The sequence below is a fragment of the uncultured Turicimonas sp. genome, from assembly GCF_902477955.1.
Classification (GTDB): Bacteria; Pseudomonadota; Gammaproteobacteria; order Burkholderiales; family Burkholderiaceae_F; genus Turicimonas.
In genome coordinates, this window is the sequence record NZ_CABSJB010000022.1 from 20,708 (window position 1) to 47,579 (window position 26,872).

At 47.1% G+C, this 26,872-nt stretch carries 19 protein-coding genes; 9 read left to right on the forward strand and 10 right to left on the reverse strand.

All coding sequences use genetic code 11. The features are described from left to right. The first annotated feature begins 168 nt into the window (after positions 1-168). Positions 169-1,395: an OFA family MFS transporter gene (locus RDK53_RS07640; RefSeq protein WP_308514027.1), complete on the forward strand. Its 1,227-nt coding sequence runs from the start codon at positions 169-171 to the stop codon at positions 1,393-1,395. Between the two features lie 108 nt (positions 1,396-1,503). On the opposite strand, the gene RDK53_RS07645 is transcribed toward RDK53_RS07640, so the two are convergent. The 4 genes from RDK53_RS07645 to uvrA form a co-directional block, all read right to left on the reverse strand. Continuing rightward, entirely contained in the window at positions 1,504-2,127 is a 624-nt protein-coding gene (locus tag RDK53_RS07645) for a LysE family translocator (protein WP_308514028.1), read from the reverse strand. A gap of 11 nt (positions 2,128-2,138) precedes the next feature. Continuing rightward, complete coding sequence (purL, locus tag RDK53_RS07650; RefSeq protein ID WP_308514029.1) at positions 2,139-6,083, reverse strand: phosphoribosylformylglycinamidine synthase; 3,945 nt, start codon at positions 6,081-6,083, stop codon at positions 2,139-2,141. Between the two features lie 158 nt (positions 6,084-6,241). After that, positions 6,242-7,495: a glycerate kinase gene (locus RDK53_RS07655; protein ID WP_201415727.1), complete on the reverse strand. Its 1,254-nt coding sequence runs from the start codon at positions 7,493-7,495 to the stop codon at positions 6,242-6,244. 28 nt (positions 7,496-7,523) lie between these two features. Continuing rightward, entirely contained in the window at positions 7,524-10,367 is a 2,844-nt protein-coding gene (uvrA, locus tag RDK53_RS07660; RefSeq protein WP_308514030.1) for an excinuclease ABC subunit UvrA, read from the reverse strand. A gap of 183 nt (positions 10,368-10,550) precedes the next feature. Here uvrA and RDK53_RS07665 point away from each other — a divergent pair, with 183 nt between their 5' ends. After that, positions 10,551-11,120 carry a single-stranded DNA-binding protein gene (locus RDK53_RS07665; RefSeq protein ID WP_308514031.1) on the forward strand — a complete coding sequence of 190 codons (570 nt, stop codon included), beginning with the start codon at positions 10,551-10,553 and terminating at the stop codon, positions 11,118-11,120. Positions 11,121-11,139: 19 nt separating this feature from the next. Here the strand turns inward: RDK53_RS07665 and RDK53_RS07670 are convergent, their stop codons facing one another. Then, on the reverse strand, positions 11,140-12,132 hold the full coding sequence (locus RDK53_RS07670) for a DMT family transporter (protein WP_308514032.1): 993 nt from the start codon (positions 12,130-12,132) through the stop codon (positions 11,140-11,142). Positions 12,133-12,368: 236 nt separating this feature from the next. Between RDK53_RS07670 and RDK53_RS07675 the strand changes: the two genes are divergently transcribed. From RDK53_RS07675 to RDK53_RS07690, 4 genes are read left to right on the forward strand one after another with little or no spacing between them, the layout of a single operon-like run. Next, positions 12,369-13,859 (forward strand): FAD-dependent oxidoreductase, encoded by a 1,491-nt coding sequence (locus RDK53_RS07675; protein WP_308514033.1) that lies wholly within the window; start codon positions 12,369-12,371, stop codon positions 13,857-13,859. A gap of 53 nt (positions 13,860-13,912) precedes the next feature. Further along, positions 13,913-14,251 carry a cytochrome c3 family protein gene (locus RDK53_RS07680; RefSeq protein ID WP_308514034.1) on the forward strand — a complete coding sequence of 113 codons (339 nt, stop codon included), beginning with the start codon at positions 13,913-13,915 and terminating at the stop codon, positions 14,249-14,251. Positions 14,252-14,260: 9 nt separating this feature from the next. Beyond that, positions 14,261-16,063 (forward strand): PhnD/SsuA/transferrin family substrate-binding protein, encoded by a 1,803-nt coding sequence (locus RDK53_RS07685; RefSeq protein WP_308514035.1) that lies wholly within the window; start codon positions 14,261-14,263, stop codon positions 16,061-16,063. After that, on the forward strand, positions 16,026-16,643 hold the full coding sequence (locus RDK53_RS07690) for a response regulator (RefSeq protein ID WP_308514036.1): 618 nt from the start codon (positions 16,026-16,028) through the stop codon (positions 16,641-16,643). Before RDK53_RS07685 ends, RDK53_RS07690 begins: the two co-directional genes overlap by 38 nt. A 5-nt stretch (positions 16,644-16,648) precedes the next feature. Here the strand turns inward: RDK53_RS07690 and RDK53_RS07695 are convergent, their stop codons facing one another. The 5 genes from RDK53_RS07695 to RDK53_RS07715 form a co-directional block, all read right to left on the reverse strand. Beyond that, complete coding sequence (locus tag RDK53_RS07695) at positions 16,649-17,854, reverse strand: ABC transporter permease (RefSeq protein WP_308514037.1); 1,206 nt, start codon at positions 17,852-17,854, stop codon at positions 16,649-16,651. Further along, positions 17,851-18,558, reverse strand: coding sequence for an ABC transporter ATP-binding protein (locus tag RDK53_RS07700; RefSeq protein ID WP_308514041.1), 708 nt, complete (start codon positions 18,556-18,558; stop codon positions 17,851-17,853). The genes RDK53_RS07695 and RDK53_RS07700 overlap by 4 nt, the downstream gene beginning before the upstream one ends. Beyond that, complete coding sequence (locus tag RDK53_RS07705) at positions 18,558-19,844, reverse strand: efflux RND transporter periplasmic adaptor subunit (RefSeq protein WP_308514038.1); 1,287 nt, start codon at positions 19,842-19,844, stop codon at positions 18,558-18,560. Before RDK53_RS07705 ends, RDK53_RS07700 begins: the two co-directional genes overlap by 1 nt. Next, a complete protein-coding gene (locus RDK53_RS07710) occupies positions 19,831-21,243 on the reverse strand; it encodes an efflux transporter outer membrane subunit (protein ID WP_236578564.1) in 1,413 nt (470 codons plus the stop codon). Before RDK53_RS07710 ends, RDK53_RS07705 begins: the two co-directional genes overlap by 14 nt. A 193-nt stretch (positions 21,244-21,436) precedes the next feature. Next, positions 21,437-22,279, reverse strand: coding sequence for an inositol monophosphatase family protein (locus RDK53_RS07715; RefSeq protein ID WP_308514039.1), 843 nt, complete (start codon positions 22,277-22,279; stop codon positions 21,437-21,439). A gap of 122 nt (positions 22,280-22,401) precedes the next feature. Here RDK53_RS07715 and fusA point away from each other — a divergent pair, with 122 nt between their 5' ends. The 3 genes from fusA to aspS all read left to right on the forward strand — a co-directional run bounded on the left by fusA (position 22,402) and on the right by aspS (position 26,766). Continuing rightward, complete coding sequence (fusA, locus tag RDK53_RS07720; protein ID WP_308514040.1) at positions 22,402-24,453, forward strand: elongation factor G; 2,052 nt, start codon at positions 22,402-22,404, stop codon at positions 24,451-24,453. A 145-nt stretch (positions 24,454-24,598) separates the two neighbouring features. Further along, positions 24,599-24,841: a zinc ribbon domain-containing protein gene (locus RDK53_RS07725; protein ID WP_282163485.1), complete on the forward strand. Its 243-nt coding sequence runs from the start codon at positions 24,599-24,601 to the stop codon at positions 24,839-24,841. Positions 24,842-24,972: 131 nt separating this feature from the next. Beyond that, a complete protein-coding gene (gene aspS, locus RDK53_RS07730) occupies positions 24,973-26,766 on the forward strand; it encodes an aspartate--tRNA ligase (protein ID WP_066594155.1) in 1,794 nt (597 codons plus the stop codon). Positions 26,767-26,872 lie beyond the last annotated feature (106 nt).

The window sequence follows — 26,872 nt, forward strand, 5'->3', positions numbered from 1 at the left end:
GTCAAAAGCAGCGCCTTCGCAAACATAACAGCCTGAAAATTTCATGTCAGAGGCGATTGAGTTCGACAGCGTGCCAAACAACAAGGCCATGATAACCACATAATGTCTAAAAGACTCATTAACACAATAAACTGAGCCTTTAATAGAAAAATTTTTACAACACAAACTATGAAGAACCTATCTGAAAAACGTTGGACTTTATTGGCCATCGCCTGTTTGATTAATCTTTGCACCGGTTCTGTTTATGCTTGGAGTGTCTTTGCAGGTCCGAAAGCTCAACAACTTTCAGAGTTGACCGGCTCTCTCATAACCGCTGGAGATCTGGCAATAGCCTTTAGCATTTGCAACGGTCTTGCTCCAATCCCGATGATATTGGGCGGTTATTTTGTGGATCGTCTGGGACCAAAAGCCGTGATTGTTGTAGGAGGTCTTTTCATTGGAGCCGGGATGTTTTTTTCGGGGGCCTCCGAGACTTTTCTCTCCTTCCTTATTTCTTACGGTCTAATTTTTGGTTTAGGTCTTGGCTTCACCTATGGCGCAGCCGTTAACAACACCATTAAATTCTTTCCGGACCATCGCGGGCTTGCAGGCGGTTTAACTACCGGCTTCTACGGTCTGTGTTCCGTGATTGTGCCGCCTATCGGCCAGTACCTTATCGCAACAAACGGGATTTCGTTTGCATTTGAATCTCTCGGAATTGTCTTCGGAGCAGTAATTGTCTTTGGCGGACTACTGAGCGTTAAATGTCCGCCTGACTTCGTTCCGCAAGGTTGGACAAAACCAACCAACAACTTCGTATCCTTAGACGTAGATACTCTCTCCATGCTCAAAAGGCCTAGGTTTTGGCTGATGTTTGCATTCCTTCTTTGTTGCGGCGTCAGCGGAATGATGATTCTTTCTCATGCAGCAGTTATCGCCCGTACTCAAATCGGCTATTCTGCAGCTGCAGCCGCCGGTGCCGTCGCTTTCATCGCTTTGGTCAATACATTTGCTCGACTTGTCACAGGCGTACTTTCCGATAAATTCGGTCAGCTTCCAACCTTAATTGGGGCTGCCATCGGGGCAGCTGCCGGTCTGTCATTGTTAGTCTTTGCAGATGCAGACCATCTATTATTCTTCTACGCTGCCTTCGCCTGCATTGGCTTTGCGTTCGGTTCTCTCATGGGAATATATCCAGGATTTACCGCCGCGGTTTTCGGAACAAAACACAACAGCACCAACTACGGCTTAATGTTCTGCGGCTTTTCACTTGCCGGCATTATTGGCCCTTGGCTGATAAAAGTGCTTGCCATTGACGGTTCTTACTCCTATGCCTACCTATGCGGTTGTGCCCTAACTTGTTTAGGAGTCTTGATAGGATTGATTCTTTTGAAAATGAATAAAGAAAAAGTTTGATTGCTGTGATAAGCAAACAGCGTTAAGTGATATTTGGAAGGAGGGGAACTCCTCCTTCTTTTTTATCTGCGGTTTTCCAGAGACAGCTCGTTTTTTACCTGAGCGGAATCAAACGGAAAATACCAGACTGACGGCCAATCCCATGAAAATCACTGCACCTGTACGATTAATAACCTGTTGTACACGCGCAGACGAAATCTTTTCTCTGACGAATTCTGCAAAACACGCAATTGCACCGAACACAATTACCGTGGCAGCGATAAAAGTTAATCCCATCATCAAAATCTGAACCTCGGTGTTCTCTCCGGGAAACAAAAATTGGGGAAAGAAGGCCAAGAAAAAGATGATGACCTTGGGATTAGTCAGGTTCATGATGAAACCGCGGGCCCACCATTTACTGAAAGACATCGCATCTTTAACTTCGCCTTTTTCTTCGGCCATTGGTGTCGACGGAGCTTTCCAAGCCATAACTGCCAAATAAACCAAATAAAGAGCACCTGCCGCCTTTAAACAGAAGAAAGCGGTCTCAGAAGCACGAATAAGTGCCGAGACTCCGACAGCAACTAACAAAGTATGAACCAGGAGTCCGGTACATAATCCCGAAACAATCTTCAGTCCTGCGGATCTGCCGTAAATGACAGACTGCATCAAGACAAAAATATTGTCCGGCCCCGGAGCAAGACTTAATATGAAACTTGCTCCGGCAAAACTCAGCCAAGTTTGGAAATCCATTTAGGCCTAGCCTAGCCTAACCAAACCCTTGCGTTTTGGAAGATGCGTGCCCATGGAGAGACATCACGCAGAAGCGGAGATCTCCAGGACAGCTGAACAGATCGCCAGCTTCTTTCCGGATGAGGCATGATGATTGTCGCGCGTCCGTCCGTAGTTGTGAAAGAAGTTCTTCCAAGTCTTGAACCGTTTGGATTCAGCGGATAAATCTCGGTCGGATTTTGTGTTTCGTCCACATAGCAGGCAACCGGAATTGCGAGATCTTCATCAGCAGGGTTCGCCCAGAATGCTCGCCCTTCTCCGTGCGCATTAACTACAGGGAGAACAGCTCCGGCCATTCCGGTAAAGAGAATAGACGGGGACGGCAAAATCTTGACGTTGACTAAACGAGCTTCAAACTGTTCAGAAAGGTTTCTCTCGAAAGACGGCCAGTGTTGTGCACCCGGAATCAAAGATTTCAATTGAGAAATCATCTGGCAGCCGTTGCAGACGCCCAAGGTAAAGGTATTGCCGTTTTCAAAGAACTTCACAAACTGCTCTTTAAGACGTTCGTTGAACAGAATTGTCTTAGCCCAACCGCCGCCGGCGCCTAAAACGTCACCGTAGGAGAATCCGCCACAAGCTGCCAAACCATTAAATGACAGCAAATCAGTTCTGCCTTCCAAGAGGTCTGTCATGTGAACGTCAACGGCGTCAAAGCCGGCTTGCATAAAGGCGCTGGCCATTTCATTCTGACTGTTGACGCCCTGCTCTCTCAAAATTGCAACCCTCGGTCTTTCTCCGGAATTGATAAACGGAGCGGCAATGTTTTCTTCAGGGTCGAAGCCTGTAGCCAAAACAAGTCCGCATTTCTTAGAGTCAATCAATGCGTATTCGCTGTCTGCACAAGCAGGATTGTCTCTTTGGCGAGCGATTTGCCAAGAGACTTCACTCCACAGTTTTTCTAAGGAGCTGCGTCCTTCTGAGAATACGCAGTCGCCTCTCAAATAGATGGAGAATTCTTCTTCACGAAGAATATTGCCGAGATAAACCAGGCAGTGGCCAAGTCCTGCATTGTCAAAGGCGCTCTTAACTTCATGAGCACGGCCTCTGGAAACTTGAATGACGGCACCGAGTTCTTCATTGAAGAGGGCTTCATTTAAGTTCCTGCCGTTAGCAATCAACCCGTCAGCTACAAGTTCTACACCCATACGGCTGGCGAACATCATTTCACAGAGAGTGGCAGCTAAGCCACCGTCGCTTCTGTCGTGGTAGGCCAAAATAACGCCTTTAGATGCAAGCTCTCTAATCACTTTCAAGAACTTGCTCAAGTCGGCCGCGTTATCGACATCAGGAGTCTCAGAGTCAAACTGTTGAGTAACCTGGGAGTAAATGGAGCCGCCCATACGGTCTTTACCTTGACCAAGATCAATTAAAAGCAATGAACTGTCAAGAACCTTATCGGCAAACTGCGGAGTCATGGTATTACGGATGTCTTTAACCGGGGCGGCCGCAGATACAATCAATGAAACCGGAGAAGTGACGCTCTTGTCCTGTCCTTCGGCATCTTTCCAAGACGTCTTCATAGAAAGGGAGTCTTTGCCCACAGGGATGCTGACTCCTAACTCTTGGGAGAATGTGCTGGCAGCTTCTACACCGGCAAACAAGGAAGCATCCTGGCCCGGTTGTCCGCAAGCGCCCATCCAGTTGGCCGATAAAATAATTCTTTCTAAATCAATATCTGCACTAACTAAGTTTGTTAATGCTTCGCCAATTGCCATACGGCTGGCCGCAGCAGCATTGGAAATGGCTAACGGAGTCTTTTCTCCCATTGCCATTGCTTCACCCTTGTAAGTGTGGAAGCCGAGAGCCGTAACGGCTGCATCTGCTACCGGAACCTGCCATGGGCCGACCATCTGGTCTCTGCAAGTCAATCCGCCGACGGCTCTATCACCGATAGTAATTAAGAATTTCTTGCTGGCAACTGTCGGATGACGAAGAATATCGTGGATGACCTCTTTAAGATCAACATCCAAGTTGCTCTTCATCTTCAAAGGCGCTTCGGACTCGACGTTTCTGTGCATTCTCGGAGTCTTGCCGAGGAGAACACTCATTGGCATGTCAACGGCTTCTTCTCCCTCTTTGATAGAGTCGACCACTAAGTTATCGTCGGCACTGATCTGTCCGAGAATCGCATACGGACATCTTTCGCGTTTGCAGTAATCTTCGAATTGTTCCAGTTTGTCCGGATCGATGGCCAAAGCATATCTTTCCTGAGATTCGTTGCACCAAATCTCCAACGGGCTCATTCCTGATTCTTCAACAGGAACTTTCTTCAGATCGAGATGTGCACCTTTGCCTGAAAGGTCTGCCAATTCCGGCATGGCGTTAGAAAGACCGCCTGCGCCGATATCGTGAATAGCCAAAATCGGATTTTCTTCACCGGCTTCCCAGCATCTATCGATAACTTCTTGGGCTCTTCTTTCCATTTCCGGATTGCCGCGCTGAACGCTGGCAAAATCCAACGCTTCGGAGTTAGAACCGGACGCCATCGAGGAAGCAGCGCCTCCGCCAATACCAATCCGCATTCCGGGTCCGCCGAGAACAACTAAATAAGTTCCTGTTGGTAAATCTAATTTATGTGTCTGGCCTTCCTTGATATTGCCGATACCGCCAGCCAACATAATCGGCTTATGGTACCCGTAGCGTCTTCCGCCGACGTTTGCCTGGAATGCACGGAAATAACCGAGAACATTCGGACGTCCGAATTCATTATTGAAAGCGGCGCCTCCTAAAGGACCGTCCGTCATAATTTCCAAGGAAGAAGCAATACGGCTTGGAGAACCGTAGAGTTCTTCCGTTTCCGGTCCATCAACGGCAACGTCTTTATCGGTTTCCCACTTCTGTCCGTAGCCCGGAAGATTCAATGCGGAAACGGTAAAACCGGTCAAACCTGCTTTCGGACGTGCACCACGGCCGGTAGCTCCTTCGTCACGAATCTCGCCGCCGGAACCGGTAGAGGCTCCCGGGAACGGAGAAATAGCAGTCGGATGGTTATGAGTTTCGACCTTAAAGACGGTGTGCGTGGGCTCGGTCTCATAAGAATATTCTCGGCCGCCTAAGGCAGATTCGTTTCCTCTCGGGTACAAACGATCCACTTCACTGCCTTCAAATACGGCTGCATTATCGGAGTAAGCAACAATAGTACCTTCCGGATGAGCATTATGAGTTTCGCGAATCATGCCGAACAAAGTTTTATCTTTGTCCTGGCCGTCAATTGTCCATTTAGCATTAAAAATCTTATGACGGCAGTGTTCAGAGTTTGCTTGTGCAAACATCATCAATTCGACATCTGTCGGATTACGCTCCAACTTTGTAAAAGCGTCGACTAAGTAGTCTATTTCGTCTTCATTCAGAGCCAAACCGAACTCGCCGTTTGCTTTGACGAGAGCTTCTCTGCCTTCTTTCAGAATGTCGACCGTACGCATCGGTTCGCCCTGCGCTTCACCGAAAACGACTTCAGCAGAGACATCCGGATCAACAACGCTTTCCGTCATCTTGTCATGAATGACGGAAGCAATTTGCTCTTTTTCCTTGTCCGTTAAAAGACGAGGTTCTTTAAAAGTCAGCTCGTATAAAGTGCCTCTTTCTACTCTCAGAACCTGATTCAAGCCGCAATTGTGAATAATGTCGGTTGCTTTCGAGGCCCAAGGAGAAACGGTTCCTAAACGTGGAACAACCAAGAATTTATTGGGGGTATGAGTAACCAAGCACTCTTCACCGTAATTGAGGATGTCTTTCAGACGTGTCATGTCAAGGACAGAAAGTTCGTCTGCAGTATGGACAAAGTGAATGTACCGGCTATTGAGTGTTGCCACTCCCGGAACAAATTGACGAATTTTCTTTAAGAGCCTTTCAGTACGGAAGTCTGATAAAGCTCGAGAAGCGTCTAAACGGAACATAGTTGATGAAGCAGTCATTTCTTCCGCCGTCTCAGCCTGTAAGTCTGCGGCGGCCTCCTTTGGATCAAAAATAGTATGTTTTGAAGGTAGTAACTAACCAAGTTTCGACATTATAAGTTGTCAAACCAGCTTACAAAGACAACTCAACCTTCCTTGCGGAAGGTTGATGATAATTCTTAAGGGATCAGGATCGCACGGTAATCATTGATATTTGTTCGAGTCGGGCCGGTATCCAGAGAATCTCCCAGCAATCGGAAGAATTCGTGTGCATTATGTTCTTTCAAAAATACTTCCGGATCCAGGTTCATCTCTTTAGCTCTCTTCATAGTGTCGGGCCTGAGCATTGCGCCCGCAGATTCACCGTTGCCGTCCACACCGTCCGTATCAGCAGCTATCGCGTAAATAGAATCTACTTGAAGCTCTTGGGCTAATGCTAAAAGGAACTCAGAGCAGGGTCCGCCTTTACCGATTCTTCCCTTGTCCAAGGTAACGGTGCATTCACCGCCTGAAAGAAGGACAACCGGTTTTCTGCGGGGCTTAGAGTATTCGAGACGGACCTTACGAGAAACCTGAAGAGCCACGGATCTGGCTTCGCCCGTAATATCGTCGCCGATAATAACCGGACGCATCCCGTTTTCTTTAAAGAAGGCAGCGGCAGCTTGAAGACCTTTGAAGGAATTAGCAACGATCTTGTTCTTCACACTGCGCATTCTCACATCACCGATCTTCGGTGTTTCTTCAATTGCACCTCGAGCGCCGTTGCGCAAATGTTCGAGAATCGCCTTAGGTGTGTCTACTCTGGCTTGGCTCAGATACCACAACGCATCCGCATAAGTAGAGAAGTCTTCAGAACAGGGGCCGGAAGCGATATCGGAAGGATTATCGCCAACCACGTCTGAGATAATGAGAGAGAGAACTTCCGCGCCGCGAGCCCGGGCAGCAAGAGCCAGTCTTCCGCCTTTAACCTGAGAGACGTGCTTGCGAACCGCATTAATATGGTCAATTGATGTTCCGGCGCGAAGAAGATCTTCAGTCACTTTACGGATATCTTCGATTGTGACGCCTTCCACCGGAAGAGAGAGGAGAGAAGAGCCGCCACCCGAAATCAAGGCGAGAAGTAAATCGCCTTCTTTCAATTTATCAACCTGCTGCATCATCTCTTGAGTCGCTTTCAGGTTGGACTGATCAGGAATGGGGTGAGCTGCCTCCAATACCTTAATCTTCTTGGTCTTTTCACCGTGGCCGTAGCGCGTAATAACAACCCCGCTTAAATCTTTTTCAGGCCATGTTTCCTCAACGGCAGCCGCCATACTGGCAGCTGCTTTTCCTGCGCCGACAACTACCACGTCCCCTTCAAAACCAACGGGGACGTGCGGTGGTACGACCTTATGTGGGTCTGCCGCATCAATCGCAGCATAAAATGAATCCATTAACAGCTGCTCAAATTTATCTTTGCTCTTATTCAAGGGAACCTCTTCTTTTTGTCAAGTTTCCTAGATATTTACCTGTTCGGCTAGAGGGGTTTTCGCTTATTGTTTCCGGGGCGCCGACGGCGACCACTTGACCGCCTTCCGCTCCACCGCCCGGGCCTATGTCAATAACCCAGTCAGCTTCTCTAACCACTTCCAAGTTATGCTCAATAATTAGTAAAGTATTACCTGCTTTCTTTAATTTTTCAAGTACCGCTAATAACATGTCCACATCTTTGAAGTGCAAACCTGTTGTCGGTTCATCCAAAATATAAAGAGTTTTGCCGGTTGATCTCTTGGCTAGTTCTAATGCTAGCTTAATTCGTTGGGCTTCTCCACCCGACAGTGTCGTAGCGCTCTGGCCTAGTTTGATATAACCGAGACCGACCTCCTGAAGGGTTTGAAGTTTTTTATAAATAACAGGAACGGCAGCAAAAAACTCAGCCGCCTGATCAACTGTTAAATCTAATACTTGGGCAATATTAAGCCCTTTGTACAGAACCTCTAATGTTTCGCGGTTATATCGCGTTCCGTGGCAGTGGTCGCAAGGCACGTACATATCCGGAAGGAAGTTCATTTCGACTTTAACCAGTCCTTCTCCTTCACATGCTTCGCATCGGCCTCCCTTCACGTTAAAAGAAAAGCGTGCCGAACCATACCCTCTTTCTCTGGCTATCGGTGTTTCCGCAAACAAATCTCTGATCGGACTAAAAATACCACAGTATGTCGCCGGATTAGATCTAGGTGTCTTTCCAATAGGATCTTGATCGACGTGAATGACTTTGTCGAAATTTTCCAGTCCTTCGATTTTGTCAAAAGGCTGCGGTGTCTTTTTAGCACGGTTTAAGACATTTGCTGCATACGCATAAAGCGTCTCATTGACTAACGTAGATTTACCAGACCCGGACACACCGGTCACCACCGTCATCAAGCCGACCGGAATGCTGACATCAACGTTTTTAAGATTGTTGCCCGAAGCTCCGTAAATTTTGATGAAATCTTTTCCCGGCTTGGTCTTCCTCAAGGTACGAATCTTTAATTCGCCCGTCAAATATTTCCCTGTAAGCGAATTTGGATTCTTTTCCACCTCTTTCGGAGTTCCTCGTGCGATTACTTCACCGCCTAGTCTTCCGGCTCCGGGGCCCATGTCAACGATGTAATCTGCTTCACGAATGGTATCCTCATCATGCTCAACCACAATAACGGAATTACCCAAATCTCTGAGTCCTTTCAGAGTAGCAATTAGTCTGTCGTTATCGCATTGATGAAGGCCAATCGAAGGCTCATCTAAAACATACATCACACCGGAAAGCTGGGAACCGACTTGGCTGGCTAAACGAATACGCTGAGACTCTCCGCCGGAAAGTGTTGCGGCAGGACGACTCAAGGTTAAATATTCGAGCCCGACGTTATTTAAAAACCCAAGCCTGCTTATTATTTCTTGTATCAGCTTTCCGCCGATTTCTGCTCTTGCCCCTGACAAAGAGAGTTTTTTAAAGTATTCAAGAGCTTCTTTTAAAGATAAGCTTGTTATTTGAGAAATTGTTCTCTGCTGTTGACCGTCTCCGATTCGAACATTCGAAGAAGCTACATTAAGCCGAGAACCGGAGCAAGCAGAACATGGTCTAAGAGTTCGGTATTTTCCTAGCTCCTTTTTTAATGCTTCATTTGAGGCCCCGTCAAACCTTCTCTTCGTTATTGGAATAACACCTTCAAAGAGCTGGTTTCTTTGGATTTCTCTTCCCTCTCCGTCTTTGAATACGACCGGAATTTCTTCTTTACCGGAACCGTACAAAATAATATCTTGTTGCTGTTTAGAGAGGCGGTTCCATGGCTCTGTCAGAGGAATATTAAATTTAACGGCCACTGCTTCCAGCAACTGATAGTTATATGGGTTAAGCATCCCCCAGCCGTCGATTGCTCCGTCTTTCAGCGACAAATCCGGAAGAGAAATAAATTTTTCCGCATCAAATTCTTCCGCTTCGCCGAGTCCTCCGCAAACTTCACAAGCTCCGGCCGGACTATTGAAAGAGAACATGTTGGGTTCTAACCGATCCATCGTAAAGCCGCAATCCGGGCAAGCGAACTTGTTTGAAAAACGTTCGGTCTGCCCCGATTCCAAGTCCTCGATAAGAACCATGCCGTCACCGATAAGCAGGGACGTTTCAATGGACTCGGCCAACCTCTGACGAATATCGGGGCGCATTTTAAGACGGTCTACAACGACATTGAGCTGATGATTTTCATCATCGTCGAGTGCAGGCAAATCCGGAACCGTGCAGACATTCCCGTCTATCTGAAAACGAGTAAAGCCTCTGCTTTGGAGGTCTTCCGTTTTATGACGGATAACTTTTGAGGAGGAACGACAAACCGGGGCGACTATCATGAGTTTGGAGCCGTCCTCCTTAAACTCAATAATTCTGTCTACGATTTCGCTTACGCTTGAAGCATGCAGCGCCGTTCCGTGAGTCGGGCAGTGCGGCACCCCCACTCTTGCAAACAGCAGTCTCAAGTAATCGTAGATTTCTGTAATAGTGCCGACCGTTGAACGCGGACTTCTATTTGTACTTTTTTGCTCGATAGAAATTGCCGGAGAAAGCCCTTCAATGTGATCTACATCGGGCTTTTCCATTTGTTCCAAGAATTGACGGGCATACGTAGACAAACTTTCCACATACCTTCTCTGTCCTTCGGCATATAACGTATCAAATGCCAAAGAACTCTTACCGGATCCGGAAAGTCCTGTAATGACTACCAGTTTGCCTCTTGGCAAGGACAGGTCCACATTTTTCAGATTGTGGGTTCGTGCCCCTTGTATAACAATCTCTTTCATGATTTTTTTCTGCGATTTGCAACTATACATTTTTTATGAAAATTTTTCATTTTCATCGCCCCTCTCGATAAGCTCAAAAAGACATTAATAGGCGTAAGAGGCGATTAAACTCGCTGTTCTCAGAGTTAATTTTTTCGACTCTGTTAAAATGTTCTGATCTGTAGAAATTTTCAAGGAAAGCCAATGGCGTCTCTTAATAAAGTACTTATCATCGGCAATTTAGGCCGTGATCCTGAGACCCGCTTCGCAACGGAAGGGGGCTTGCAAATTACGACGATTAACGTTGCCACTTCCCGCTCTTACCGCAGCCAGGCATCAGGCCAACTGGTAGAAGAGACGGAATGGCACCGCATCGTTTTCTTCGGAAAGCAGGCAGAAACCATTCAAAAATATCTTAGAAAGGGCTCTGCCGTTTACGTTGAAGGAAGATTGAGAACACGCAAATGGGAAAAAGACGGCGTCACTCACTATGCCACGGAAATCATGGGTGAGAATTTCCAATTCTTAGATCGCAGATCTGACTCCGGTGCTTCTTCTTACCCGGCGGACTCTTACAGCTCCGAACCCGCTTTTAATTCTCAGCCGTACGGCGCTCGCCAAGCACCGGCTCAAAGTTTTGAAAAACCGGTTTCGCCAGCTCCGGCTTATCCGCAGGCCAACTACAACCGCCCGGCTCAACAGGCACCGGCTGCTCCGCAACCTGCTCCGAATGCAGATCCTTTCGGAGGAGATGACGAGGACATTCCGTTCTAATTCAAAAGAAAAGGTCTCATTAGCCGTCTTTTTGGGCGGCTTTTCTTTTGCCTAGCTTTTTAGGTCCGGTCCCCATCGAAAGAATAACAACATTGGCAAGGACCATGGCAATACCCAAACATTCCGCCAAACCAAGTTTTAAGCCCATAAAGGCAACACCGAATATGAAAGCGGATAAAGGCTCTAAGCACACCACCAAACCAACGATAACCGGCGACAAATATTTCAAACTTTCCAGATAAAGCCAAAAGGCAGCGACGGTTCCGAAAACAACAATAAACAGAAAAGCAGCAAGTCCGGCAAGGTTAAACGTAAAAAGGACGTCCCACGGCATCGTAATGGAAAATCCAACGATGCCTCCAAACAACAAACCCCAACTGACTACAGGAATAACTCCCCACTTATCAATAAGGGCCTTCGGCTGGATGGAGTAAACCGTAGAAAGTCCAACACAGACCAAACCCCAGAATACCGCCTGCCAGTTCAAGTCGAAACTAAGGAAGTTGCCCTTGGAAACTAGTAAAAGCACTCCGAAAAAGGCCAATGTGCAGCAAAACAGTTCTTTTCGAGTAAAACTTTTTTTGCCACGCAAAACCAAGTAAAAACCTGCCGCCAAAGGCACTAAAGCTAAGAAAATTGCTCCGGTACCTGCGTTGGAATAGTAAATAGCCAAGAAAAACGTAAGGTGGCCGCCTAATATTTCCAGCCCGCTCAACGCGATTCCAAATAATGCTGCTCGGGAGGAAAAAGGTGCCATTAGCACTTTTCTTGCGACTGCAAAGTTAATAGCCACCAGCAAGAATCCGGCAGTCAAAAGCCGTAGTCCAACCAGTTCCAAGGGCTGGATAGAAGAATTTTCGAAGAGATATTGAACGGACACGCCCATTCCTCCCCAAAATACGGAAGCTAAGGAGGCCAATGCGATACCGAAAAAAGCACCTCGTGACTTTTGAGGTGCAAGAGTGTTATTTATATCTTGTGCTGCAACTGCAGCCGTCGTTGTCTTTTCCATACTCGAGATTCTCGTACAAAAAATCCCATCTTTGGGAGGTTTCTCCTTCGTTGAGCTGGATTACCAGGAGTCTTGTACACACATGAGCATTAGAAGAAACACCGAGAATAAGGTCAAATTTCAGACTTTTTATGAACTATTTGAAGACTTCTTGATCTATCTCAAACTACGTACGTATGAAAATGCGGAAACTTCTCCTTGTCAACAAAAGATAACCTCAAACCAAGGAGAAAAAGATGACACAAGTCAAAAGACGCTCTTTCCTTAAATGCGGTCTTGCCGGCACAGCTGCCACTGCTGCCTCTTTACTGCCAATGGCTGCCCATGCACAAGCAGCTGAGACGAAACCGAATACAGACTACGATGTAATCGTAGTTGGCTGCGGTTGTGCAGGAATGGCAGCTGCTATTGAAGCCGCTGACAAAGGCGCCAAAGTCGCTATTTTCGAAAAGATGTCTCGTCCTGCCGGAAACACAATCTTTGCCGGCGGTCACTTCAATGCAACTAATACGTACGTCCAAAAACAGCAAAATATGAAGGACACCTTGGACGACTTCTACAAAGATATGATGATCGTTTCTCAGCAGCGCGGCGACCAAGCTTTAACACGTCAGTACTGCGAAATGTCCGGAAGTGCTATTCAATGGCTGACTGACACTTGCGGCATCAAATGGAAACCAATCGTCGAAGAAGTCTTCCCGGGCAGAAACAGAGGCCACGTTGTTGACGGCAAATTGAAACCGGGCGGAGCACAGCTTTCCAAGCAGATGCTTGACACCGTTAAAGCCAAGAAAATCCCGGTATTTTTCGACAGCAAAGTCATTTCTCTTCTGAACGATCCTGCCTTGCGCGTAACAGGCGTAAGAGTTGTCGATGAAGACGGAGAAGTAACCGATTACGCAGCCAAAGGCGGCGTTATTCTCTGTACCGGAGGTTTCCACGCCAACAAAGAAATGGTCTGCAGATATATGGGCGGCGATGTTGCATGGATGCCGATCCGCGGTTCAAACGTTTTACAAGGCGAGAACATCACTCTGACTCAGCATCTGTTCCCGAAGTATGTCAACATGAACCAGTTCCACGCCGGCCCGATCCATGGACCAACAAGAGCAAATCCTTCCACAATGGTTAACTATGGAATCTTGGTCAAAAATGACGGCACTCGCTTCTTGGACGAAGTTGAAACCTATGTTTCCGTTGCTCAGAAGATGCCGAAGATCATTCCTGAAAACTGGGCCTTCATTATTATCGACAGCCAAGTCGTTGACATTCCAACCGTTAAGACCCGTATTGACAGATACAAACGTGCCAAAGCTCCTATCTATGAAGGTGCTACAGTGGCCGAAATGGCAGAAAAAGCCGGCCTTCCGGTCGACACTGTCGTCAATGTCGTTAAAGAATACAACGATGCAGTTAAAGCCGGTAAAGCTGCTACTTTGACACCCCCGAATACTTTGGAAAAACCACGTTTGATCGAAAAAGGTCCGTTCATGGCATTCCCATTCCAAGGCGGTATGACAGCAACATTCGGTGGTCCGAAGATTACAGCTAAATCTGAAGTCCTCAACACTGAAGACAAACCGATTCCCGGCTTGTATGCAGCAGGCAATGCTATCGGCGGTATTTTCTACTCCGACTATATTGTTGGTTCTCAGCTTACAGCTGCCGTAATCTGGGGACGCATCGCCGGCGAAGAAGCCGCAAAACGCGCAAACGGTAAGGCTTAGTCCTTTTACAAGCTCCTCCAAAACGGAGGAGCTATCTAACCCATTAGCAAACTATGAAGAAACTGTTATTTCTATTATTTCTCGCTTTTGGTCTTACGGGCGCCTATGCTGCAGAGGATGCTCTTCTAACTGCCCACACTTCCAAGGGAATCCAGTGCGCGGCATGCCACCAGGAAGTTCCTCCGGCTAAAAGAGTAAAAACGGCAAAATGCCAAAGCTGTCATGGAAGTTATGAACAGCTTGCCGAACGCACAAAGAATATGCAACCGAATAACGTCCATGCAAACCATCTAGGTGATCTCGAGTGTAAGGCTTGTCACGGAGTTCACAAACAGCAAAAATTGGAATGTGACGAATGTCATCAATTTAAATTCAGCATGCCAGCCTCTTAGAAATTGACTTTGAAGAAAACTGTTCTCGCCGTATTCTTGATCCTGGTTCCGCTTGTTTGTCATGCGGAGCCTCTTCGTATGGGCATTTCCTCACGAGTACCTAATACCAACGAAGAATTTCTGCAAACCACTATTCAAACTTTGAAGAACAAGTTTGGTCCTGATAATGTCAAAGTCACCTATTACTCGTTAAAAGGGCTTGAAGAAGCTGTTAAAGCAGGCCAAGTTGACTTCATGCAGTCAAGCGCAGGTATGTACAGACGCCTGCTTCCCGAAGGCGTCCGTGATCTTGTAGCCCTCTCCTCCCCAAGATATCCGGATCCCAACCAGAGCGAGGGAACCGCTTTTGTGACAAGAGCGGACAGAACGGATCTTCAAACGGTCAAGGACTTAAAAGGAAAAATTCTGGCAGCGAACTCTCCGACGGGGTTTTCGGGATATCACATCGGAATGCACGAGATTTCCAAACAAGGCTACGATCCTGAAAAATTCTTCTCAAAGCAGATATTTGTCGGGGAAGAACATCGAATGAAACACGTTCTCGAAGCGTTGAAAAACGGAACAGCCGACGTAGGTTTTCTCAGACTCTGCTATTTCGAAGATATGCTTGAAAAAGCAGGCTACAAGAAAGAAGACTTCAAAATTATCGGAGACCGTAAGTCAAACCGTTTGGCTTGTTCCCATTCCACTTCGCTCTATCCCTCGTGGACGATTTCTATCACTCCCAAAATCTCCCCCGCAGAAGCACGCGAGCTGCTTCAAACGCTGCTAGCGATTCCTCCAAGCAGCAATGGTGTCCGTTGGAGCCCTGCCTCTGACTATCATTCTGTCGACACACTTTTAAAAGATCTTAAGCTCGGGCCCTGGGCATATCTGCGTGAGTGGACGTTAAAGCGATTCATTAACGAGTATTGGCCTTGGATTATGCTGCTTTTCGTCTGCATAGCGGGCTTAATTGCCCACGTTATCCGCTGTGAAAGACTCATAAAAATCAGAACAGCCCAATTGTCCAAAGCCCATAAAAAACATACAGAGGTTCTTCACCAAGCTGAGGAGGCCAACTCTCGTCTTGAAAGTTTGCAAAAGATGGGGGCAATAGGCCTGATGTCCGGGATGCTCGCTCATGAAATACGCCAACCAATAGCTTCTATTCAATTGTACGGAAGAGGAATTCAGCGGATTATCGACGGAGGAGTTGGTGCGATTAAGGCCAATGCAGAAGATATTCAAAATGCGGTCTATCTTATTGATCAACAGTGCAGCAAAATAAACGCTATTGTCGAAAAAGTTAGAAGTTACTCGAAATCTAAGAGTAGCCGAAACCAAGTTCTTAATTTAAAAACGGTGGTCCAAGAATCCATTCTGAACTTCAGAACCAGCCGAAAGAACCAAGTTGACATTCGGTTAAAAGGACCATCTTCCATCCTAGTTTCCGGAGATAAGCTTGAACTGGAACTTGTTTTGGTTAACCTTCTTAGAAACTCTCTTGAGGCCCAAAAGACAGACTCGATACTCCCAATAGATATATCAATTTCCACTGAAAAAGGTCTAGCTTTAATCACGATCTCCGACCAAGCAAAGACCATGAGCCAAGAAGAAATTTGGAAAATGGAAAAACCGCTAAATTCTTCTAAAGCAAAAGGCTTAGGATTAGGACTTCCGATAGTAAAAAGTATTATTGAGGCCCATGGGGGTAAAATAACCTTCAAACCAAATATCCCAAAGGGACTGATTGTAGAAATCCAAATCCCATGCCTTGGAGAGGAAGAAAAGAATGAAGAAGCTGGTACAACCACTGATAAGAATTGTTGACGATGACGATGATCTTCGTAATGCGCTATCTTTTCTGCTTAAGGCTCAAGGTTGGAAAGTAGCGGCCTATTCTTCTGCAAAAGATTTTCTCGTGCAAGACGCCCCATCCGTTCCCGGCTGTTTAATTTTGGATATTCGGATGCCCGATATGACCGGCCTCGAACTTCAAAGAGAGATGAACGAAAGAGAGTATCGTCTTCCGATTATTTTTCTCTCCGCCCATGGCAGCATTGACACAGCAGTAAATACGCTGCATGCCGGTGCTGTGGATTTTTTAGAAAAGCCTGTTAGTGAAGAAAAACTTTTGAAGTCAATCGGCCGCGCTATCAAAATTGACAAATTAAAAAACGGGGCTTCTCTGGAACCAACGGAAATTAAAGAAAAACTCAGAACTCTTACACCAAGAGAAATTGAAATCGCCGACCTAATTGCCAAAGGTTTGCTGAACCGAGAAGTAGCTGAAATAACGGGGATCAGCATTCGTACCGTAGAAACTCACCGCGGCAGAATTTTTCATAAGCTTGGAATTAAGGACATCAGCGAACTTATTCAATTCGCTGATCTCCTTCCTGAAATCTAGACTGCTTATTCGTGTCTTACCGCTTCAATCGGGTCAAGCTTTGCTGCCCTTCTGGCTGGAAAATAACCGAAAAGAACCCCAATGAATGCGGCAAAACCAAATGCCAGTAAATTAATCGCCGGACTGAATACGAAGGGTACTTGCATATAGGAAGTCAATGCGATCGAAGCGACCAACGCAAGCACAGCCCCTATTAGTCCGCCTAAGCAAGCCAACATAATGGATTCAATCAAGAATTGCAGAAGCACTTCTCTTTCCATGGCGCCGATAGCTAATCGCACACCTATCTCGCGAGTACGCTCCGTTACGCTGACGAGCATAATATTCATAATCCCGATGCCGCCTACCAAAAGACTGACGGCAGCCACGGCACCAAGCAGCATCGTCATTACCTGACTAGTCTTGGAAATGGTTTCAATGAGCTCAGAGGTGTCTAACACGTTAAAGTTGTCTGCATCGCCCGCGGACAAAGAACGTCTTTCTCTTAGAAGCAGTCTTACGCCCTCTTTCACGCGTTCGATGTCGCTCTGAGGCTCAATTGCCACTGTTATCAACGGGACACGGATATTTCCGCTCAAACGTCTTTGGAAAGTATTTAAGGGAATGATGACAATATCGTCTTTATCCTGTCCGAATCCGCTTTGTCCTTTAGCATCCAACAGCCCGACTACCTGGCAAGAGAACCCTTTAATGCGAACAAGCTTTCCAAGAACGGATTGGTTGTCAAAGAGTTCTTTTTGCAATGTCTGACCAATTACGCACACAGCGCTTCCGGCTCGCACCTCAGCGGGTTCAAAAAATCTGCCCTCTTTCAAAGTCAGATTGTTCACATCAAAGTACGAATTGGTAGACCCTACGACGGTGGTCAGCCAGTTTTTCCCATTGGCAACGACAACGGTTGAATTACTTCTGGAAGGAGCGACCGCACGAATACCGGCAATTTGCTGTGAAATAGCTTCTGCATCTGCTTCTTTAAAAGACGGAGCTCCGATAGATTGTCCCGGGCCCATTCTTTGTCCCGGACGGATCATCAAAGTATCCGAGCCGAGAGATGCGATTTGATCGCGAACCTGCTGAGTTGCTCCATTACCGACCGTGACCATCGTAATAACGGCCGCCACGCCAATCACAATACCCAACACCGTCAGCATTGAGCGAAGAGGATTGCGGAAAATTTGTCTCAAAGCTAGTAATAAAGCGTTGCCAATCATGTGAACTCCTCCGCAGAATCGGAAGCCAAGCGTCCGTCACGAAAGTGAACTTTTCGTTTAGCGTACTCGGCCATGTCAGGCTCGTGAGTAACCAACGCAACGGTAATTTTCTCTTCTTCATTGAGTTGCTGAAGAAGTTCCATAATTTCTACACTTCGATGAGAATCCAAGCTTCCCGTCGGTTCGTCGGCCAAAAGTAGTTTTGGCCTTGTCACAATGGCTCGTGCGATTGCAACACGCTGCTGCTGACCTCCGGATAATTCAGCGGGCGTATGATCTTTCCACGGCGTCAATCCTACTTTTTCGAGAGCTTCCATAGCTCGCTCATGACGCACTTTTGCCGGTTCTCCGCGGTAGAGAAGAGGAAGTTCTACATTTTCCACGGCACTTGTGCGGGCGAGCAAATTGAATCCTTGGAACACAAATCCCAAGTATTTTCTTCTTAAAAGGGCGCGTTGGTCACGCGAGAAATGCTCTACGTGATAACCGTTGAATAGATACTGACCGCAAGTCGGAGTATCTAAAGCCCCAATGAGGTTCATGCAAGTTGATTTTCCCGAACCGCTCGGTCCCATGATAGCTACGAACTCACCGTCGTATATTTTTAAATTTACGTCTTGGAGGGCATTGAACGCAGTTTCTCCCGAACCGTAGCGTTTCCCTATACCTCTAAGCTCGACTAAAGGCGTTTCGTTTCGAGGCATCATGCACCTCTGCGTTGATCAATAATTATTTCCTGTCCGGGTTTCAAATCTCCCTCTAAAACTTGCGTGACCTTTCCGTCACTCACGCCGATGGTAAGAGGAAGTTCAGTAGGTTCTCCATTTTTAATCACATAGACTGTCGCCGGCTTGCTGGTGACGGAGGAACTGGAAACCGTTCCGGCCGTTTTCTGTTTTCTGTTGTGCATAGGAGGCCCGAACATGCTCATTGTCGGGGCTTTGTTTTCTGTCTTTGTGACCGGTTTAAACCTAAGGGCGGTATTCGGCACCAGCAGTCCGTCTTTAATAGCAACCGTTTGAATATTTGCAGTTGCAGTCATACCCGGTCTCAGCATCAAATCCGGATTTTTGACGGACAGATAGGTCACGTAGGTGACAACGTTATCCGTCTTAGTTGATCCGAAGGCAACCTTGGTAATATCTGCCGGGAACTTTTTGTCCGGATAGGCACTGACCGTGAAATAGGCCCTCTGCCCCGGTTTAACAACTCCCACGTCTGCTTCATCGACGTTTACTTGCAGTTCCAAGTCTTTCATGTCGGTTGCGATTGTCAGAAGTTCTACTGCCTGCAAACTAGCCGCAACGGCATAACCGTTCTCAACCTTTCTTGTGAGAACTATTCCGTCGATAGGAGATTTAATCTGTGTTTTGGAGAGATCCGACTGTGCTGACTTTAAGGCCTCTTCACTGTCAATAATTTTTGCCTCAGCACTCTGAACGGAGGCTTCAGCTCTCGCCACTATCGCAACCTGGCTGTCAATTTCGGTCTTACTCGGGCTCTTTCCGCCGGAAAGTCTTCTGACCTCATTTAAACGGGCAAGTTTTGCCTGTGCCTCTTTCAGAGTCGCTTTAGCCTCGGCTAAAGCGGCTTTTGACAACTCCAGGTTTGCTTTGGCGCGTTCTACGGACGCTTTGAGCTTAGTGTCATCCAGTTCAATCAAAACATCGCCTGCCTTAACCTGATCATTAACGTCTACGGCTACATTTCTAACAATACCTGACAGTTCACTGCCGATACTGACGGTTCTTACCGGCTGAATAGTCCCGTTGGCCGAAACCTCAACCGAAAGATTCCCTTTTTCTGCTTTCGCAGTTACGTAAGAGACTTTCGAGGATTTGGAATCTTGGTACCATGTCCAGCCCCCGTAGGCTCCTCCCGCAAGGACAGCCAAAATAAGCCAAGTAGACAGTCTTTTAAAGACCGGTTTTTTAACTGAATCTCCGAGAAGAGATGTTATATCTGTCTTATCATTTTTATTTTCTGACATCGTTTTCTTCCTTCTGGTTCAAAGAACTTTTCCATCCGCCGCCGAGTGCGTTATACAGGTCGATAAAAGACAAGGAGAGGTTAGCCTCCGTCTGAGCCAATTGCTCCTCGACAGTCAACAGTGTCCTTTGTGTAGTAAGAACAACCGTAAAATCCTGCAGCCCGGCCTGGTAATTCTGTCTTGCATTCGTTGCTGCACGTTTAGCGGATTCCACCGCTACCTGCAGAGACTTGATCCGCTGCTGGACCGCCCAGATGTCATTTAATGCATCTTCTATTTCCTGAATACCCGTGAGCAAAGCTGCTTCATACCTAGCGTTAGCCGCTTGGACCTGAGCATCTCGCTGCTCAACTTGTGCCCGGAGTGCGCCGGCATTAAAAATCGGTAAATTGATAGAACCCAAGATCGAAGAATTATGAGTGCCGGGGTCTCCCAACATTCCAACCGTCACGCCGGCCAAACCCAAACTTCCGTTAATGGTTAAGCTTGGGAATAAAGCGGACCTTGCCGATGTATGGCGAGCCATTGCGGCCATAACATCTGCCTCCGCCGCTCTAACATCCGGGCGATGTCTCAAAGTATCCGCCGGAATGCTTAGACTGAGATTATTAGGCGGCACCGGAATCTGCTTTACGGGAAGAATTCCGATGCTTTCCGGTTTTTGACTAGTCAGTTTTGCCAAAAGATTTCGGTTTCTTACGACATTGGCTTTATGAGAAGGAATACTGGCGCGAGTCTGCTCTAAAGAGGTACGAGCCTGATCAACGTCCGTAGAATCTACTAGACCTGAGCGGTATCTCCAATCGGCAATATCCAAAGCCTCTTTCTGAGTTTTTAGATTCTGCTCGGCCACGGAGACTTGCCTTTGGGCTAGACGAAGATTGACATAGGCTGCGGCAACTTGAGCGGCAATTGCTGTTTGAACATCTCCTAAAGAAGCATCCGCAGACATTAGATCGGCTTTACTCGCCAAATAATCTGCGTAGTTTCCGCCTGCATCGATAGTCCAGCTTCCGTTTACTCCGATTGAAAAGCTGTTAGCGCCTGTACGTTTGGAGTGACTGCGTCCGCCCGATCCGGTCCCGTTAACTTTAGGAACTAAATTTGATCCGCTTACCGTCAAGCCAGCCATGGCATATCTCAGATTAGCTTGAGCCTCTTTGACGGAGGTATTGGCCGACATCGCACGGGAAATCAAATCCGAAAGCTCTGCTTCTTCCCAAGAACTCCACCAATCGGCCGTATCTTGAGAAAGATGCGGATTTAATGCAGGAGCATTCCATTGGGAAGGAATGACAGATTTTTGCTCAGGGCTCATTTCGAAATCAGGAGTAGTCACACATCCTGTCAACAAAGCGGCTAAGCATGCGGCTGAAAGTAGATAAATCCTGGGCATCATAGGTTTCTTCTAATCTAATTCCTGAAATGATTTTCTCAACTAAATCCGAATCAGTAAGAAACCAAGTTTTTCACATTGAAAATAGTTGTTTCCTATGCAACGCATTTTTACTATTGAAAATCAAAGAAAAAATGCTTCTTATCCCAGGTTGAGAAAAGAAGCAGAGAGCAATTTTGACGTCAACTCCAACTGGCTAGCCGTTCTTATTGTTTAGAACGTCTAAGACCTTGTCAATCAAACCCGGATTAGATGCCACGGCAGAGAGCTCTTTAAGAGGATTTCCTCCGCTTGTACTGCAAATTACGCCCTTAGCTCCTTCGATAACAGGGACAACCGCTGATACATCCCAATAATTCAATTCATTGTCCAGCATGATATCGGCACCGCCGGTAGCTACGGCGAAATAACCGAAGCAATCGCCCCAGGTCCGATAAAGTTTTACTTGGTCAATAAGGTCTTGAATCACTTTGGTTCCGTGCTGCTCGGGAGTGGTCCAGTGGGAACTAGTGAGCAATGTGGCCTGGCTAAGGTCCGTGGTGTTTCTCACTTCGCAGGGAATTTCTTGATTATCGGACAAATGCAGAACCGTTTTTTTCCCGTCTCCGATAAGCCAAGCTCCGACTTGCGGATGAGAAATAACGCCGATCAAAGGTTTAAAACCATCTCCGTTGTCTTTTTCCAGTGCAATCAAAGTTCCGAACTGAAAAGCATTTGTGATGAAGTTCTTAGTTCCGTCAATAGGGTCCAGAATCCAGCGGTAATGAGGATAATCACCAACTGGTTCTTTAATTCCGAATTCTTCCCCGTAAATTCCATGATGCGGATACTCCTGTTCGAGCCACTCTCTCATCACCTTCTCTGCTCCGCGGTCTGCGGCAGTAACCGGTGTGTGGTCGCTCTTCTCTAACACCGCGATGCCGCATAAAAATCTCGGCAGAATTTCTTTATTAGCAAGGCTAATAAGCTGTCTGAAAGATGGTTCAAATTTCTGGAATTCTTCGGGAGAACAATCTCCGCAGTAGGTCTTTTTTTGCATTGCACTCGACTCCTATTGAGAGAGATTTAAAAAATTTTAAAAATACCTCTCGACAAACGTTGAGTCATGGTACACAATCCAAAGATAATTTTTAGCATTTTCATAAATATTAGGGAGTAATTATGCCCATCTTCTCAACCGAAAATCTTCGAACAGTTGCATTACTTGGTCATGGCGGCTCAGGCAAAACCACGTTGGCAGAAGGCATTCTTGCCAAGAGCGGAATGATCATTACATGCGGCTCTGTCGAAAGAGGAACGACAGTATGCGATTCTGACCCACTTGAAAAAGCCGTTCAGCACTCCTTGAGAGCAGCCTGCACACACTTCGAAGCCGATAAAGAAGATGGGACTGAAGTCCGCGTTCATATGATTGATACCCCGGGATACCCTGATTTCGTCGGCCAGGCTCTCGGCTCTCTCGATGCCGTCAAAACAGCAGCCATTGTTGTTGACGCCACAGCCGGCATCCAGCTCATGACACGCAGAATGATGGACTGGGCAAAAGAACGCAATCTCAACAGAATCCTTATCGTCAACAAAATTGATGCAGAACACGTCGATCTTCCGAAACTCATCGAAGAATTGAAGGAAGCCTTCGGTAATGAAGTTATGCCGATTAACCTTCCGGCTAACAACGGAGCACGCGTTATCGACTGCTTTGCTAAAGACCACGGCGAAGCGGATTTCCTCAGTGTTGAAGAAGTACACCGTCAATTCATCGAACAGGTTGTTGAAGTAGATGACGAGGCCATGGAAAAATATTTGGAAGAAGGCAATGCAGATCCTTCTACTCTTCACGGCCCATTGACTCAAGCACTTCGTGAAGGCCACATCATTCCAATCTGCTTCGTTTCCGGCAAGACAGGCGCCGGCGTTGACGATCTGATTAACGTTATGGTCCGCCATCTCCCGAACCCGGCTGAAAGTAACGATCCGTTGTTCACTGATGCTGAAGGCAACGACATCAAATTAATTCCTGATCCGGAACTTCCGTTGGTTGCTCATGTATTCAAAGTCGTTAACGACCCGTACATCGGCAAAGTCGGCGTATTCAGAATCCATCAGGGCACAATGCGCCGCGATGATTTGCTCTTCGTAGGCGACAACAAGAAAGCTATCAAAGTTTCTCACCCGATGATTCTTCAGGGTAAAGAAACTACAGAAGTCCGTGAACTGGTTCCGGGCGACATCGGCGTTATTTCTAAGATCGATGAATTGGTTTTCGACAGCGTCATTCATGCCTCCCATGATCATGACAACATCCGCATGAAACCGCTAAACTTCCCGAAACCGATGTATGGCTTGGCCATTGCCCCGGCACGCCGCGGCGACGAAGGCAGATTGTCTGACATTCTCAACAAGATGCTTTCCGAAGACCCAACATTGGAACTCGAGCACGATACTACTTTGAATGAAACCGTTCTTCGCGGCATTAGCGCACAGCACTTGAAGAGCGTTCTCGAAAGAATGGCCGCTCAGTTCAAACTCGAAGTCAACACACGCACACCTCGCATTCCATACCGTGAAACTATTGCACAAGGTGCGGAAGGCCACGCTCGTCATAAGAAACAAACCGGCGGTGCAGGTCAGTTCGGTGAAGTTTATCTGCGCATCGAACCGAAAGAAAGAGGAACAGGCTTTGAGTTCGTTGATGAAGTCAAAGGCGGCGCTATTCCTTATAACTTCATTCCAGCCGTTGAAAAGGGTGTTCGTGAAGCTTTAACTTCCGGCTATGTCGCCGGCTACCCGGTTCACGATGTCCGCGTTGTCGTCTATGACGGTAAGAGCCACCCGGTTGACTCCAAGGAAGTTGCTTTCGTTTCTGCAGGCCGCAAAGCTATGCTTGATGCCATTGCAAAAGCTAAACCGACTCTTCTTGAACCAATCGTCGATATTGAAATCGTTGCTCCCGACAGCGCCATCGGCGACATCACCGGTGACTTGGCAAGCAGACGCGGTCAGGTTACAGGCACAGCCAATATGGCAGGCGGCATGATGATTATTTCCGGCGTTGTTCCTTTGGCTGAGCTCGACGGCTATGCAGCACGTCTGAATGCCATCACTCAAGGCGCAGGCAGCTACTCCATGGAACTTTCCGGATACGCTCCGGTTCCTGTCCAGAAACAGATGGAACTGGCTGCAAACTTCCAACGTAAGGATGAAGACGACTAATCTTTGATTAGTTAACTGTCATTTTGAAGAAGAGCCGCAGACGATGCGGCTTTTCTTTTTGCTCAAAACATTCTGAGGTTTTCAATAGGAGTACTTTCAAAAAACTATAATGTTTCACCTTTGAGACTTAATCATTTTTTTTGAAATGCCAATTTACGCTTACAAGTGTTCTAACTGCGGATATACAAAAGACGCACTGCAAAAAATGTCTGACGCTCCGCTGACTCATTGTCCGCATTGCGGGAAAGAAACATTGGTCAAGCAGCTCTCTGCTCCCGGATTCGAACTGAAGGGCAAAGGTTGGTATGCGACTGATTTCAAGGGAGGCTCTTCAGCCGCTCTTCCCGCTTCACACGCAAACGAAAACAAATCCTCTGAAAGCAAGTAGTTAGTCCAAAGAAGTGCTCTCGCAAAATAACCTGAGCCGAATTTGGAACTTAACTATCAGTTAATTTAGAATATATCGGATTGACACTATAAAGACTCCTTAGTAGGGGTCTAATTTTTGCGGAGTACTTCATGCGCACAGAATATGCAGGCCTTATTGATGACAAGTTCATCGGTAAAACCGTAACCCTGTACGGTTGGGCCCATCGTCGCCGCGACCACGGCGGTGTTATCTTTATCGACCTTCGCGACAGAGAAGGTCTTGTTCAGGTGGTTTGTGATCCGGACCGTCCCGACGTGTTTGAAACGGCTGACAAAGTCCGTAATGAATATGTTATTGAAGTGAAAGGTCTTGTCAGACCGCGTCCTGAAGGCACTCGTAATGACAATCTGATTTCCGGCGGCGTTGAAGTGCTTGCTCAAGAAATGAAGATTTTGAATCCTTCAGCCACACCTCCGTTCCTTTTAGACGACGAAAACCTCTCCGAAACAACTCGTTTAACATACCGTGTTTTGGACTTGAGACGTCTTCCGATGCAGCGCAACATGAAGCTGCGCTACAAAGCAGCCATGGCTTTCCGCCGTCATTTGGACGAACTCGGATTCATCGACATCGAAACTCCGATGCTGACAAAGAGCACCCCGGAAGGTGCCCGCGACTACTTGGTCCCGTCTCGTGTTCACGACGGCCACTTCTATGCTTTGCCGCAGTCTCCTCAGCTCTTCAAGCAGATGCTGATGTGCGCAGGCTTTGACAGATACTATCAAATCGTCAAATGCTTCCGCGACGAAGACTTACGTGCCGACAGACAGCCTGAATTCACACAGGTTGATATCGAAACCAGCTTCCTTAACGAGCAGGAAATCCGCGACATTATGGAAAATTTGGTTCGTCACGTATTCAAAGAAACCATTAATGTTGACTTAGTTGATCCGTTCCCAATCATGGTTTATGCAGACGCCATGAACAAGTACGGTTCCGACAAACCTGACTTGAGAGTCAAGCTTCAGCTCACAGAGCTCACAGACTTGATGACAAATGTCGACTTCAAGGTATTCAAGTCCGCTACAGAATTGTCTGACGGCCGCGTCATGGCTTTGAGAGTTCCGCAAGGTGCTCAGATGCCGCGCAGCGAAATCGACTCCTACACAGACTTTGTCAAGATTTACGGAGCCAAAGGCTTGGCCTACATTAAGGTCAACGAAAAAGCCAAGGGCAGAGACGGTCTCCAGAGCCCGATCGTTAAGAACTTGAGCGATGAAGTTCTTACTGAGATTCTCAACAGAACCGGTGCTGAAGACGGCGACGTTATTTTCTTCGGTGCTGACCGTAAGAAGATCGTTTTTGACTCTCTCGGTGCACTGCGCCTCAAGATCGGTCACAGCGACTTCGGTAAATCTCACGGTTTGTTCGAAGAAGGCTGGAAACCTCTTTGGGTCATCGACTTCCCGATGTTCGAATTCGATGAAGAAGAAGATCGTTGGGTTGCTTGCCACCATCCGTTCACAAGCCCGAAAGACGGCCATGAAGACGAATTGGTTACCGATCCTGAACATTGCTTAGCCAAAGCATACGATATGGTTCTTAACGGCTGGGAAATTGGCGGCGGTTCTATCCGTATCCACAAAGCAGACGTCCAGAGCAAAGTCTTTAATGCATTGAAGATTGGTCCGGAAGAAGCCAGACAGAAGTTCGGCTTCCTGCTTGACGCTCTCCAGTTCGGTGCTCCTCCGCACGGCGGTATCGCTTTCGGTCTCGACCGTATCGTTACCATGATGACCGGTGCAGACTCCATCCGCGACGTCATCGCCTTCCCGAAGACACAGCGTGCACAGTGCTTGCTCACACAGGCTCCTTCTCCGGTTGATGAGAAGCAGCTCAGAGAACTTCACATTCGTCTTCGCAACGAACACAAGCATGACTAGTATCTGATTAGCTTCTGCACAAAACGCGGCCTCGGCCGCGTTTTTGTTTTAGCCTGAATTCCGGACCTCCTAGGTGATAAATCTAGGAGGTTCTTTAATTCCTATG